Origin of the sequence: Desulfomicrobium apsheronum, from assembly GCF_900114115.1 — a bacterium.
Taxonomy (GTDB): Bacteria; Desulfobacterota; Desulfovibrionia; order Desulfovibrionales; family Desulfomicrobiaceae; genus Desulfomicrobium; species Desulfomicrobium apsheronum.
In genome coordinates this window covers 124,566-138,901 of the sequence record NZ_FORX01000001.1, presented here as the reverse complement: position 1 = coordinate 138,901, position 14,336 = coordinate 124,566, and the positions used below count along the sequence as shown (strand labels likewise).

General features: G+C 60.1%; 10 protein-coding genes. 2 read left to right on the top strand and 8 right to left on the bottom strand.

Annotated elements, in window-relative coordinates; all coding sequences use genetic code 11:
- Nucleotides 1-59: 59 nt before the first annotated feature.
- The 5 genes from BMZ40_RS00610 to lepA form a co-directional block, all read right to left on the bottom strand.
- Nucleotides 60-2,414, bottom strand: a complete 2,355-nt coding sequence (locus tag BMZ40_RS00610; protein WP_092372213.1) for a mechanosensitive ion channel domain-containing protein — start codon at nt 2,412-2,414, stop codon at nt 60-62.
- Nucleotides 2,415-2,477: 63 nt separating this feature from the next.
- On the bottom strand, nt 2,478-3,815 hold the full coding sequence (locus BMZ40_RS00605) for a M48 family metalloprotease (protein WP_092372212.1): 1,338 nt from the start codon (nt 3,813-3,815) through the stop codon (nt 2,478-2,480).
- Nucleotides 3,816-3,898: 83 nt separating this feature from the next.
- Complete coding sequence (locus BMZ40_RS00600) at nt 3,899-5,434, bottom strand: YifB family Mg chelatase-like AAA ATPase (protein ID WP_092372211.1); 1,536 nt, start codon at nt 5,432-5,434, stop codon at nt 3,899-3,901.
- A gap of 2 nt (nt 5,435-5,436) precedes the next feature.
- Nucleotides 5,437-6,039, bottom strand: a complete 603-nt coding sequence (gene lepB / locus BMZ40_RS00595) for a signal peptidase I (RefSeq protein ID WP_092372210.1) — start codon at nt 6,037-6,039, stop codon at nt 5,437-5,439.
- 56 nt (nt 6,040-6,095) lie between these two features.
- Nucleotides 6,096-7,898, bottom strand: coding sequence for a translation elongation factor 4 (gene lepA / locus BMZ40_RS00590; RefSeq protein ID WP_092372209.1), 1,803 nt, complete (start codon nt 7,896-7,898; stop codon nt 6,096-6,098).
- Between the two features lie 270 nt (nt 7,899-8,168).
- On the opposite strand from lepA, the gene BMZ40_RS00585 reads away from it, so the two are divergent.
- Nucleotides 8,169-9,026, top strand: coding sequence for a LytR/AlgR family response regulator transcription factor (locus BMZ40_RS00585; RefSeq protein ID WP_092189930.1), 858 nt, complete (start codon nt 8,169-8,171; stop codon nt 9,024-9,026).
- Nucleotides 9,027-9,116: 90 nt separating this feature from the next.
- Nucleotides 9,117-11,063: an acetate--CoA ligase gene (gene acs, locus BMZ40_RS00580; protein ID WP_092372471.1), complete on the top strand. Its 1,947-nt coding sequence runs from the start codon at nt 9,117-9,119 to the stop codon at nt 11,061-11,063.
- On the opposite strand, the gene BMZ40_RS00575 is transcribed toward acs, so the two are convergent.
- Genes BMZ40_RS00575 through BMZ40_RS00565 form a run of 3 tightly spaced genes read right to left on the bottom strand, consistent with a single transcriptional unit; the run spans nt 11,060 to nt 14,283 of the window.
- Nucleotides 11,060-13,459, bottom strand: coding sequence for an acetate--CoA ligase family protein (locus BMZ40_RS00575; protein WP_092372208.1), 2,400 nt, complete (start codon nt 13,457-13,459; stop codon nt 11,060-11,062). The two genes, acs and BMZ40_RS00575, sit on opposite strands and share 4 nt — an antisense overlap.
- A 48-nt stretch (nt 13,460-13,507) precedes the next feature.
- Nucleotides 13,508-14,005: a GNAT family N-acetyltransferase gene (locus tag BMZ40_RS00570; protein WP_092372207.1), complete on the bottom strand. Its 498-nt coding sequence runs from the start codon at nt 14,003-14,005 to the stop codon at nt 13,508-13,510.
- Nucleotides 14,005-14,283, bottom strand: a complete 279-nt coding sequence (locus BMZ40_RS00565; RefSeq protein WP_092372206.1) for a type II toxin-antitoxin system TacA family antitoxin — start codon at nt 14,281-14,283, stop codon at nt 14,005-14,007. Before BMZ40_RS00565 ends, BMZ40_RS00570 begins: the two co-directional genes overlap by 1 nt.
- Between the last annotated feature and the right edge of the window lie 53 nt (nt 14,284-14,336).

Below are 14,336 nucleotides of genomic sequence, written 5' to 3'. Positions count from 1 at the left end.
CATGAAAAAAGGCCGCTCTTCGCAGGAAGAACGGCCCTTGATTTTGGGTTGTCAGGAACTCAAGCCTTGGATTTGACCTCGATGGTCCCGTCACCGGGACGCATGTGCACATCCATCTGCGGGAAGGGAATCTCCACTCTGTGTTCACGAAACTTGGCTTCGATAGTCTCACGAATCTCCGAGCATGCGGAAAGCCCAAAATCAACGTGTCGCACCCAGAAGCGCAGGATGAAATCCAGGGAACTGGCCCCGAAGTCGTTGAAAATGACCCATGGCTCGGGGCTCGCCAGGACTGCAGGGTGTTCTCCGGCGGTTTCCACCAGGATCTTCTTGACCAGCTGCACATCAGATCCGTAGGCCACGCCCACAAGCACATCCCGCCTGATTTTCACATCGTTGCGATGCGTCCAGTTGGTGACCTGGTTGGCGATGAGGGTGGAATTGGGCAGAAAGATCTTGGCGTTTTCGAAGGTCTGGACCTCGGTGTTGCGGATGTTGACGCTCATGACCTTGGCCCAGATCCCGTTGACCTCGATGATGTCGCCGGGCTGAATGGCGCGGTCAAAGAGAAGAATGAGACCGCTGATGAAGTTGCTGATGATGGTCTGCATGCCAAAACCGATACCCACCGAAAGACCACCGGCGATGACCGCGAAGTTGGTCAGGCTGATGCCGAGCAGGTTCACGCTGACCAGACCGAAAAGCAACCACAGGCAATAGATGCCGATGCGCTGGAGCGACGCCGCCGCGCCGTGATCGATGTTTTTCCAGCGCAGATTCTCGCTGTCCAGGACCGTTTTCCAGGCCAGGGCCAGGGAGCGGACAACCTGAAAAAGCAGGAGAACAACGCCAAGACGCAGGAAATTGAAGGAGAAATCCCCCCAGTTCAATTCCAGTGTCGACAGTTTTTCATAAACAACGTTGGTGCCAAGATTGATCGAGATCCAGGCCATGATACCGAGCACCACGACCAGCCAGACCAGCAGCGTCAGGAAGGTCACGGCCAAATCCGCCACCAGGGCCTTAAAGCCGCTCTTGTCGAGGTTTTCGAATACCACCCGCACCACGCTCGACGCCCCGATCCCCAGTTGGACGGCCAGGGCCAGGACACCCCACAGCGTGCTGGCCAGCACGGCCAGATTGCCCCAGCCGAGCACGGCCATGGCCACCAGAATCGCCATTGCGTAGGGATGCACCCTGCGGATGAGACGCTCGTAGCGCAGCGCGGGCTGAATCATGCCAAAGAAAAGACTGCTCAAAACCACAAGGCCCACCCAGGTGAGATGCTCCATCCATTGCGGCAGGCGCAACAGATCCAGCACCGCCACGCTGATGGACAGAAAGACCAGTGGCAGTAGCGGTTGCAGGCTCTTCTTCTCCAACCTCCCGCGCACGTTGCGAAAAACCCAGGCCAAGGCCTGCACGCCCATCAGCATGAGCACATGCGTGGCGGCCAGAAGCAGGGATGTCTGCTTGACCTGCCCGGCCAGAAACGCCGCAAGCAGCGAAAGTGCCAGAGACAGGCAGAGAATGCCGAAAGCTGAAGTCAAACGTCCGCCGGCGTAGGCATTCTGAAACACCCGTTCCAGAAATCTGTAAGCGGCAAAACCGACAAATACGAAGGGCAGCCAAAACAGCACGAGCATTCCGATCCAATCCCCTCGCTCCTGCGACACGATGGAATACTGGCTGACGAACAAAATCTTGAGATTTGAAAACCAGTCCTCGAGATCCTTGCGGACGTCGGCACCTGTTGCCGGTAACAGACTGAATTCCTTGGCATCCAGAAATTCCGCCTTCCAGATGAGAGGAAGCTGGTTCTGAAAGTTGCTTACCCACTCATCGGCGCGGGCCTGAATTTCAGCCATCTGGGCCTGCAATTTTTCCAGCCGGTCCTGCAAATCCGTCACTTTTCGATCCACGGCGGTGACATTCCGGCGCATGGCCTGCACATCATCGCGCACGGCCTTGTCGAGGCCGGTCGCCCATTTGCGATCCAGATCCTCCTGCAGGGTGTCGACAGTGATCGCCTTGGTCTGAACCTCCTTGACCAAAGCCTCAAGCGGCTGCGACTCCTTGGCCAGGGTCAATTGCAGATACGTGGCCTCGGCCAGGGTCACGCGCATGTCGTATGGATTCGTCTTGACCATGCGCGCCATGACTTCAATGGTCTGCAAGCGCGCGCGGGCGGTTTCAAGGGCTGTCTTGAATCCCGCCTCCTGCCTGTCCAGTTCCTGCTGCAACTGATCCACTTCCCGTTGCAGACCATCTATCTCTTTGGCCTTGGTTTGAAAAAAGGAGGAGAGCACCGTCACGCTTTCGGAAACAGGCGGCTCCCCCTCGGCCCGACCGAGGGTGCCTGAACATAAAAAGCTCGCAATCAGAAGCGTCAAAACCAACATCTTCGTTTTCATACATTCCTCAAACAAAGAGGCCACCCGTTCCCAAGTGGCCTCCTGTGCAGTCAGCCTTCAGGTTTACAGATATCCCCAGGTCTTGAGCCTGGAATAAGCGTGCTGGGCCATTTCGCCCTGGGTCACGACCTTGAGGTAGCGGTGGTATTCCCGGGCCGCATCTTGTTTGTTTTTCATGCCCTCATTGGAAAAACCCTTCATGAAGATCGTCGTCGGGTTGCCGGGCAGAACCCGCTCATAGGATGAAAAATCCGTCAGGGCGCTTGCGTAATCCTTGTTCAGGATGGAGGCCACGCCGTGCATGTGATGGGCCTGGGCTTCGGTGGGATAGACCCGTCTCGCCCTGGCCGCGTAATCCGCCGCCGCTTTCCCCTTTTTTTGGGCAATCAGGCACTTGGACATCATGACCAGCCCTGCATAGTCGTCTGGAGAAAACTTGAGACCTTCGGCGTACAGGCCTTGAGCGACCGCGTATTCCTTGGCGCCCATGGCCTTGTCCCCTTCCTGAAAACGCTTGAACATGGGTGCGAGCTTGCGCAGCCGGGCCGTGGAATCCATATAGCGTTCCCTGTAAACCGGAAGGTTCTGGCTGCTCCCGAAACGGGTGCGCGAACGGGCCACGGCGGTGTCGTAGCGCTCGGTGCTCATGGGGTGCGAGGAGAACATGGCTTCGATGGCGCTGGGCTGGCTCCTGCCCATGGAACGCAACACATCCATGAGCCCGACCATGCCTTGGGGGGAGTATCCGGCCCCGACCATGTACTCCATGCCCAGATCATCGGCCTGGCGCTCATCCTCGCGGCTGTACTTGGCCAGGAAAAGACTTGCGCCGAGGCCGCCCACGGTCCCGGCCAGGTTGCCAAGACTCTGACTGGCCGAACCCGCGATGAGCGAGGCGCCGCCGACCAGCGCTCCAAGAATCTTGCTCTTGGACATGCGCGCCGCCGTGTGCCTGGCGTTGACGTGCCCCAGCTCATGACCGATCAGGCCGGCCAGTTCCGCCTCGCTGTCCAGCTCGGCCAGGATGCCGCGCGTAATGGCAATGCTCCCTCCGGGAAAGGCGTAGGCGTTCACGTAGGTCGCGTTCACTACATTGAACTTGTAAGGCATGTGCGAGCGATGCGTGACCCTGGCCAGACGGGCGCCCACGCCGCTGACGTAGCCGCTCAGGGCCGCGTCCTGGCTCACGCCGTAGTCGGCTGAAAACTGATGAGGCGCGTTGACCCTGTCGATCTGGACTTCCTCGCCTTCCCCCATGAGCATGAACTGGCTTTGGCCGGTCACGGGATTGGCCGCGCAGCCCGCCACGGCCGTGGACACGGCGGCCAGGGCGGAAAGCCTGATGAAGTCCCGGCGGGTCAGGGTGCCGCGATAGGCACGATCGTCAAAAACAGAGCTCATGTTCGACTCCTTCAGTAGAATTCATGCGCAAAGCCTACACCAATGGCCCGCACGCTGACAACCCGCCCGGCCAGGCCAACGCCTCATTCCCGGCTCTGACGGTCCAAACCCCTGTAATTGATGGCTTCGGCCAGATGTATGGTCGAAAGATCCCGGTCTCCGGCCAGATCGGCGATGGTGCGGGAAATGCGCAGCACGCGCACAAAGGCCCGTGCCGACATGCCCAGGCGCTGCACCGCGCCTTCCAGAAAGACATGCTCGCTCTCGGTCAGAGGGCAAAACCGCTCCAACCATTTGCCCGTAAGCTCTGAATTCGAGGAGAAGTGCAAACCCTCGTAACGTTCCCGCTGGACCTTGCGGGCGGCGTTGATGCGCTCCTGCATGACAGCGGAGCTGATGCTGCCCTGCTCCTGCTTCAGGTCACGGTATGGAACGGCCGGGACCTCGACGTGCAGATCGATGCGATCCAAGAGCGGACCCGAGAGACGGGAACGGTAGCGCTGGATCTGTATGGGCGTGCAGGAGCAGTGATGCTTCTCATCGCCCAGATAGCCGCACGGGCAAGGGTTCATGGCCGCCACGAGCATGACGTCGCCGGGGTATTCAAGCGAGACGGCGGCGCGTGAGATGGTCACGCGGCCCTCTTCCAGGGGCTGGCGCAGGACTTCAAGGACATGCTTCTTGAATTCGGGGAGTTCGTCCAGAAAAAGCACGCCCCGGTGGGCCAGGGATAGCTCTCCGGGACGCGGATATTGCCCGCCGCCGATGAGGCCGGCGTCGGAAATGGTGTGATGCGGAGATCTGAAAGGGCGGGTCACCACCAACGGCTGATCCGGCGGCAGCTTCCCGGCCACGGAATAGACCTTGGTGACTTCCAGGGCCTCGTCGAAACCGAGCGGCGGCAGGACAGTCGGGATGCGGCTTGAGAGCATGGTCTTGCCGCTACCCGGAGGACCGATGAAAAGCATGTTGTGCGAGCCTGCACAGGCGATCTCTATGGCCCGCTTGGCCCGCTCCTGGCCCTTGACCTCCGAGAAGTCCCGCCGGAACTGTTCCTGCTCACCCCACAGACCGGCAACGTCGCAGACCAGGGGTGCGATATCCTCTTCGCCGAGCACGAAACGCACAACCTGGGCCAGACTTCTGCATCCGTACACCGGCAAGCCCTGCACCACGGCCGCCTCCCTGCCATTGGCCTCGGGCACGATCATGCCCCGGGCACCGGCTTCGCGGGCCCGGAGTGCCAGAGGCAAGGCGCCCGGCACGGGTTTGAGTTCCCCGGAAAGTGAAAGCTCCCCGGCCAGATAGAGGCCGGAGAGCTTTTCCCCGGGGATGACTTCGGCCCCGGCCAAAAGGCCAAGGGCCAGGGGGAGGTCGTAGCCCGAGCCCTCCTTGCGGATGTCAGCCGGGGCGATGTTCACCGTGATGCGGCTAGGCGGCAGCTTGAAGCCCGAATTCTTGAGCGCCGAAAAAACGCGCTCCTTGGCCTCGCGCACCGCGCCCTCGGCCAGCCCGACCATGATGAAGGCGGGCATGCCCGAACGCGCCAGGTCCACCTCAAGCTCGATGGAGAATCCGTCGATTCCCAGCAAGGCGGCGGTGGAGACCTTGGCGATCATGCCTATTCCACCAGCTGCCCGATGCGTTCCCAGCGGATGTCGGTCAGGCTGGCCCAGGACCAGTACAGGATGAGCGCCTTGCCTTCGATGGTGTTGCGCTCGACAAAGCCCCAGAAACGCGAGTCGTAGGATTCGTCGCGATTGTCACCCAGGACGAAGTACTTGTTTTCCGGCACCATGACCGGTCCGAAATTGTCCCGCCGGGGCACGGACGTCGAGGTGTCGACATGCTGAATGTAGGACTCCTGAAGTTCCACGCCGTTGCGAAAGACCTTCTTTTCCCGAACCTCGATGACGTCGCCCGGCAGGCCGATAACCCGCTTGATGAAGTCCTTGGACGGATCCTCGGGAAATTCGAACACGATGATGTCGCCATGATCGGGCCCTTCACGCTCGATGATCATGGTGTTGGTGAAGGGAATCTTTACGCCGTATGCAAACTTGGTGACCAGCAGATGGTCGCCGATCTGCAAGGTCTGGAGCATGGATCCGGACGGAATCTTGAATGCCTGGACCACGAAAGAACGAATGAAAAACGCCAAGATGAGCGCCACGATGAGGGCTTCGGCGTATTCCTTGAGCATTGTCTGCCAACGAGGGTTCATGTCTTTACCTGCCTGATACGTAATCTGCCGATGCAGTTGTTATCGAAAGTAAGAATCTATTCGTCCGACTGGAGGGCAGCCAGGAATGCTTCCTGCGGAATCTCCACGCTGCCCATGCGCTTCATGCGCTTTTTGCCTTCTTTCTGTTTTTCCAGGAGCTTGCGCTTTCTGGTAATGTCACCGCCGTAACATTTGGCCGTGACGTTCTTGCGCATGGGCGAAACCCGCTCACGCGCGATGATCTTGCTGCCCACGGCCGCCTGGATGATGATCTCGAACAGCTGGCGGTGGATGACCCGCTTGAGCTTCAGTGCAAGGGCGCGGCCCCGGTACGCCGCGTTGGAGCGGTGCACGATGACGGCCATGGCGTCCACGGGTTCGCTGTTGATGAGCACATCCAGCTTGACCAGATCGGCCACCCGGTAGTCGATGACCTCGTAGTCCAGGGAAGCGAAGCCCTTGGTCACCGACTTGAGGCGGTCGAAGAAGTCGTAGACGATCTCCGAGAAGGGCAGCTCGTAACTGATGACCACGCGGGTGGACGTCATGTAGCGCATGTCCTTCTGGATGCCGCGCTTCTCCTCGCAAAGGCCCAGCACGTTGCCGACATAGTCGTTCGGGACGTGAATCTCCATGCGGACGAAGGGCTCGGCGATGGACTGGATCTTTTCCTGCGGCGGCAGGTTGCTCGGATTGTCGATGTCAAAGGTCACGCCGTCAATACGGGTCACTCGGTAGATGACCGAAGGAGCCGTCGCAATGAGCTTGGCCTGAAACTCGCGCTCAAGCCGTTCCTGGATGACCTCCATGTGCAGGAGCCCCAGAAACCCGCAACGGAACCCGAAGCCGAGCGCCTGCGAGGTCTCGGGCTCGTAGTACAGGGCGGCGTCGTTGAGTTGCAGCTTCTCCAGCGCAGACTTCAGGGTGTCGTATTCCGCCGGTTCCACGGGATAGAGACCACAGAAAACCATGGGCTTGATGGTCTTGAATCCGGGGAAAGGGGAGGCTGTGGGATTGTCGGGATCGGTGATGGTATCGCCGACCTGGGCATCTTTAAGCTCCTTGATGGCTCCGCACATGAAGCCGACCTCGCCCGCCGCGAGCTGTTTTATGTCCGTGGGCTCGGGCGAAAAAACGCCGAGCTTGGTGACCTCGAACTTCTTGCCCGTGGCGCACATCTGTACGCGCTGCCCGGTTTTGATCCGCCCTTCCAGGACCCTGAAAAGCACGACCACGCCCTGATACGAATCGTACCAGGAGTCGAAGATCAGGGCCTTGAGCGGGGCGTCGGTGTCGCCCTTCGGCGGCGGCACCCGTTCGACAAGCCGTTCGAGCAGATCTTCCACGCCAAGCCCGGACTTGGCCGAAACCTTGATGATATCGGTGCAATCGATGCCGATGACTTCCTCGATCTCCTCCGCCACCCGTTCCGGCTCGGAGCTGGGCAGGTCGATCTTGTTCAGGACCGGCAGCACTTCGAGGTCATTGTCCAGGGCCATGTAAACGTTGGCCAGGGTCTGGGCTTCCACGCCCTGAGTGGCGTCTACCACCAGCAGCGCCCCGTCGCACGCGGCCAGGCTGCGCGAAACCTCATAGGAAAAGTCGACATGACCGGGCGTGTCGATGAGATTGAGGATATAGTTGCGACCATCTTTCGCCTTGTACGGAATGCGCACACTCTGGGCCTTGATGGTGATGCCGCGCTCCTGTTCCAGCTCCATGCGATCCAGGTACTGGTCCTTTTTCTGGCGATCGGAGATGAGCCCCGTCTTTTCCATGATCCGGTCGGCCAGGGTGGACTTGCCATGATCAATGTGGGCTATAATACTGAAATTTCTGATATTTTCTTGTGTAGCCATATGTCCTGTGTTGGGGGAGAGACTTGCGTTCGTTACGGGTAAAACGTTTATTGATATTTGATTTTCTTTGGGATGTCCAATGAACGCGAGGAGGGGCAAAATTCAAAGATAAACAACAAAAGGCAATATATTCAGCAACTTGAAATATAGCGGAGCAAGCAAGAACAAGCCCGCTCCAAGGCCGGCATCGAAGGCTGGAACAGCGCTTGAGAACTTTTGAAATCAAGGATATATGATCGTTTTCCCACTACCTGCGACCAGGCTGGCGCCATGTCCAAACTCAAAGCGTTGCTTCTTCACCCGGATCCCGAAGTCAGGTCTCAATTGCGAGACATGCTCTCTCCTGTCAAGGAGATTGCCGTGCTCGGGGAGGCCGTGTCCTCGTTCGAGGCCCTGGAGATGCTGGCTTTCATTCCCTACGATGTCTTTTTCATGGGCACCGATCTCCCGCATGGAGTCAGCGGCATGGAACTGGCCGCGCATCTGGCCCAGGGCGACGACCCGCCCGCGCTCATTTTTCTGGCCACGGAAGAGGATCAGGCCTTCACCGCCTTCGAGCTCGGCGCCGCCGACTACCTGCTCTGGCCCGCCAACGCGAACCGCTTCGCGCGCTCCATCGAGCGCCTGCGCCCGCTGCTTCCACGCAAGAAGGCATCCCCGCCGACCCAGCCCCTGCAGGCCCGTCAGCACATAAGTGAAGAAACCGTGCAATTGTCCATGGGCGACGACGAGGAAGAGGTCTTTGTCAACGCCCTGCGTCAGGCGTGGGACATGAGTCGGGAGCGTTCTCCGGAAATCGAAAAGCTGCCGGTCAATCAGGAGGGTCGCCACATCCTCATTCCCTACACCCAGATCGTGTACGTGGAGGCCTACGAGGACTACAGCTTCGTGCATACGGCCCAGGACCGCTTCCTGACATCCTACCGACTCAAGAATCTGGAAGCGCGCCTGCGGCCGCATCGATTCTGCCGGGTACACCGCAAGTATCTGGTCAATCTGGACATGGTCACGGAGATCGCATCCATGCCCGGCGGCAATTTCATGCTGCGCACGGCCGGACGCAAGAAGATCGAACTACCGGTCAGCAGGCGGCGCATCGGTGAACTGAAGAAAATTTTGCAGCTCTAGCGGCGCTTACCTGCCCCAAAAGGCCATTAGCCGAGAATGGGCTTTCCCCGAATACTAAAACGAGTACACAATATGGAACGACGCACCGGCATGAAACGCGGCCTGCCGCGCAAGGAGAACGCCATGAAAGAAACCGACATGGCCTATGGCGAAGAACTCGTCTTCCGCCCCCTGCCTCAATTGGTCATCGAGGCCAATGTCAATCCGCAGGAGTTTGCCACGGCCCAGGCATCGGCCAAGGCCGACAACCTGGGGTATTGGGAAGATGCGGCCCAGGAGCTGGACTGGTTCAACAAATGGGACGTGGTCCTGGATGACTCCGAGGCCCCTCGCTACCAGTGGTTCAAGGGCGCCCAGTGCAACATCGTGTACAACGCCCTCGACCGCCACATCACCACGGCCAACAAGAACAAGCTGGCGCTCATCTGGGAAGGCGAGGCAGGTGACACCAAGAAATACACCTACTATGAACTCTACCGCGAAGTGAACAAACTGGCCAACGCCATGCGTTCACTGGGCCTTGGCAAGGGCGACCGGGTGGTGCTCTACATGCCGCTCATCCCCCAGACCATGATGGCCATGCTCGCCTGCGCCAAGATCGGGGCCGTGCATTGCGCGGTGTTCGCCGGATTTTCCGCCAAGGCCCTGCGCCAGCGCATCACCGAGGTCGAAGCCAAGCTGGTGGTCACGGCCGACGGGTTCTACCGCAACGGGCGCATCGTCAACCTGAAGGCCACCGTGGACGAAGCGCTGGTGGGCGGGTGCGACTGCGTGGAGACCGTGGTCGTGGTCAACCGCGCCAAACTGGACGTGGACATGGGCGAGGCCCGCGACATCTGGTACGATGCCCTGGTCCGCCAGGAGCGCTCCGATGCGGCGACCGAGATCATGAACTCCGATGATCCGCTCTTCATCCTGCACACTTCCGGGACCACGGGCGAGCCCAAGGGCATCGTGCACGGCCACGCCGGATACATGGTCGGCCTGCACCGCTCGCTGGACTGGGTTTTCGACATCAAGCCCACGGACATCTTCTGGTGCACCGGCGACATGGGCTGGATCACCGGGCACAGCTACGTGGTCTACGGCCCGCTCATCGCCGGTACGACCACGGTCATGTACGAAGGGCACCCCCTCTACCCGCAGGCCGACCGCATGTGGGACATCGTGGCCCGTTACGGCGTGACCATCCTCTACACGGCGCCGACCGTCATCCGCATGCTCATGCGCTACGGCAACCAGTATCCGCGCATGCACGACCTCTCGACCCTGCGCCTCCTGGCCAGCGTGGGGGAACCGATTTCGCCCGATACCTGGCTCTGGTTCTACAAATTCATCGGCCACTCCCAATGCCCCATTCTCGACACCTGGTGGCAGACCGAAACCGGCGGATGCATGATCAGCCCCTTTCCGGTCTCGGTCCTGAAACCGGGCTCCGTTCACCGCCCCATGCCCGGCATTGAGGTGGACATCGTCGATGAGGACGGCAATCCCGTGGAAGCCGGAGTCGCGGGCAATCTCATCGTGACGAGGCCCTGGCCGTCCATGCTGCTTGATATTTTCGGCAAACCCGAACTCCGCGACGCGACCTACTGGCCCCTGGGGCCCGGCAAGTATTGGGCAGGGGACATCGCCACCCGCGACGAAGACGGCCTGATCTGGATCCACGGCCGCTCCGACGATGTCATGAACATAGCCGGGCACCGCATCGGCAACGTCGAACTCGAAAACGCATTCCTGACCCACAAGGCCGTGGCCGATGCGGCCGTGATCGGCATCCCGGACAAGATAAAGGGGGAGGTGGCCAAGGCCTACATCGTACTACAGGCGGAATTCGCGGCCCTGGACGACCGCAACGAGATCATCCGCATGCTCAAGACCCATATCCGCAAGGAAGTGGGGCCCGTGGCCGTAATCCGCTCCATGGAATTCGTGGAGGCCCTGCCCCGAACCAGCAGCGGCAAGATCGTGCGCCGGGTCTTAAAGGCCAGGGAGGCCGGGGTTCAGGTAGATCTGGGCGCTGTCGTGGAAGACTAGGAACCACCCCGCAGCACATCAGCGTACAATCTGGCCTGAATGTACTGGGCCAGGGCTGACACAGCGCGGTCGCAGACCGGAAAAACAGGCACGCCTGCGGCCATGAGCACGTCGCGCAATGGGTCATAAAGGCGGCCGCCGTCGATGACGCCGATGATGGGCTTGTCGCTCTGCCTGATCACTTCCGGCAGCAACCGTGCAATGCTGCCTTCGGCGTGCAGGTCAAAGGCCGCAACATCGGTATCAGCCAGGGTGTGCATGGCCGGAGAAAGAGGGTCCAGACCCAGAACCACGGCGTCCACCCCTGGGTCTGCGGCCAGGATGGCGGCGATTCGCGCGTGGCCGTCATCGTCGGCGGCGGGGTTGATGTCCAGCGGATTGACGATGCTGACCAGCGCGTCCAGCCGCTTCTCCCGCAACACCCCGGCGATCTTGTCCACACTTTCCAAGGCGAATGGCGCAAGCTGCATGGAATAGTCGTCGCTCTGGATGGAATCCGCCATGCCCACCGCCTCGAATCCTGCTCCGCTCACCGCCGCCAAACGGTTGCCCCGGATCTTCTTGCTATTCAGGGTTTCCGCCAGCAGAAAAAGGTCCTGAAACTGGTTGAAATTCTGGGCCACGATGGCTCCGGCCTGACGCACGCAGCTCTCGCAGACCATAAAGTCCCCGGCCAGTGACGCGGTGTGCCCACTGGTGGCGGACTTGCCTTCGGGTGTACGGCCCGCCTTGTAGAAGACCACCTCCTTGCCTGCCATGACCGCCTCACGCACGGCCCGGCAAAAAGCCAGCCCGTCAAGATCGCTGAAACCTTCGGCATAGACCGCGATGACATCCACCTGATCCGAATCCTTGAAATAGCTGACCATGTCGCCAAGGGTCAGGTCGGTCTGGTTACCCATGGAAATCATGTAGGCCGGCACCAGTTCCGGGCACTGACTGCTGCGATGCAGCATGAAGGCTCCGCTCTGACTGACCAGGGCCGCGCGGCGGTAGGGCTTGCCCCGATCACGCGGCAGCTTCTCCTCGGGGATGAACCAGGTGTCGTACCGCCCGGGCCGCGAGACCACACCCATGCAGTTTGCTCCCAAAAAAATCGGCCCGCCATCGCCCTCCCCGTGGGCCTGATTGATCCGCGCCACCACCTGCGCAGCCCGCTCGCGGCTGTCCTCGGTCTCGCCCATGCCGCCGGGAATGAGCATGACCGCGTGGGCCGCGTCCCTGCTGATGATTTCCTCCACCAGATCAGGCACCTGAGCCGCGCCGACGGCCACGACCAAAAGATCGAGCTTGTGCGGCAGCGCGGTCAGATCAGGCACGCACCGCACCCCGCTTTGATCCGGGGCACCTTCGCGCAGAATGGTCACGTTCTCCGGGGCAAAGCCCTGGGCCAGGATGTTTTCCAGAATGATGCGCCCGAAATTTCGCCGCGAAGCCGAAACCCCGACAATACCGATGCGCTCCGGATGCAGCAGCTTGTGGATCTTGCCCACCGGGCGACATGCGGGTTGCGACTCGGGCAGGGAAAAGCGGCACATGCCGTCCAAGGGTACCATCAGATAATCGGTGAAGGCGAAGGGATTGACCTCCAGTTCCTCGATGATGAAGGGCGCGTCCGGATTGTCCGGCGAATAAAAATTGGCCATGGCCACGAAGCTTTCAAAACACTCGATGAGCTGCTCGTCAGTGACGATGCGGCGCTGCCCCCGGGTCAATCCGGCCAATTTTTTGTAGGAGATGGTCTGGCGGAAAAGCTCGAAAAATGTCTGCCCATCGGTCATGGCCGTGGACGCCGCCACAATGGCCTGCCCCTTGCGAAACCGCTGGGCGTAAAGCTCGGTGTCGGTCCCGCCGAGCCCGGCGCTTAAAACCATCCCGAACTCGCGCGTGCGTCGCAGGCCCACGATGAGCTCATGACCAAAGGTGTCGGAGTCGGGAGGCATGAACTGCACCTGCAGCACCCCCTTCAAATCCCGGCTGATGGCCGCGACCAGAGCCTGCCCGCCAAGTCCCCGATAGGAAGGCGGCGCGGCATCAGGGTTGCGCTCGATCCAGGCCGCATAGTTCTCGGGCACCTCATAAAGCATGCGCCGCTGGGCCGAACGAACACCCTGCGCCGTCTTACCCACAATCCGCACCCCGCCGACCTCGGTCTTGTGCACGATGGTCGGGGAAACGATCTTGAGCACCGCCTTGTCCCCGGGAATGGCCATCAACTCCTCATCCGAAACCCGCGCCCCGCGAACAAGCAAATGCGCCCGAGGAGGAGTCTCGGCGCCGGATTTGGAGAGAAGGGAATAGACTTCGTATTCGTAGAGAAAATTTCGGGATTCGGCGTGGGCGAGTTGGAAAAGGGCCGTAATGGCCTTAAAGTCGATATAGTCGGGTGATTTCACGGGCGCTCCTTGGAGGGGATGATGCGGTGCATCATGCCCGGAGCAAGATTATCGATCAAGGGCGGACTTAAGATCTTTCAGAAGTAAAAAAAGATGATACGGGTCCGTCATGCTCGGTTCAAAATCCCAGGCAGCATACCATTCCCGGGCCTGTTCGTCCTTGGCATGCACAAGAACCGCCCTGATCCCCGCGATGTCCGCAGCCTGCAGCGTTCGCAGCAATGCATTTTTGAGAAGCGCCCGTCCCAGGCCTTTGCGCTGATACTCCACATCCACCGCCAGCCTGGCCAGAATCATGCCCGGCACGGGGTGTCGGGCCAGCCCTTTGGCAACCCGGCCCGGAGCATCCGCAGGTGACACGCTCCCAACTGCAAGGGAATAGAAACCGGCCACGCGCCCCTGGACAGTGCTCACGTAAGTCTGGGTACAGCTGGCCTTCTGATTTATTAGCGCAAACCGTTGCAGAAACTGATTCAGCGCAGGCTGACCACAGTCGAACCCGTCGAGGTCGTCACTAGATTGGAGCTTGCGCACTGGTTCGAACATCAGTCGAGCACTCCGGCGTCGGTAATGAGACTGCGAAGTCGAGCCTTGGCCTGAACCGGTCTGTCGAGGGCCTGTTCGAAGGCTTCCCACTGGACCTCATCAAGCACGAAATGGCGACGATCGGAAAGGGCTTGGTTTGCCGCATTGACACCAGCGTCCAACAAAAATTCGCTGACACTTTTATGGCTGGCGTGGGCGGCTTCCTGCAGCAGCTGCTTCACAGAAATACTGGCCCGCACATCGATCCTTTCGGTTTTGGACAATGTCGTAGTTGCCATAATCCCTCCTTAATTATCCTCTCTATAACGTCCTGACAATGTCATGACAATAC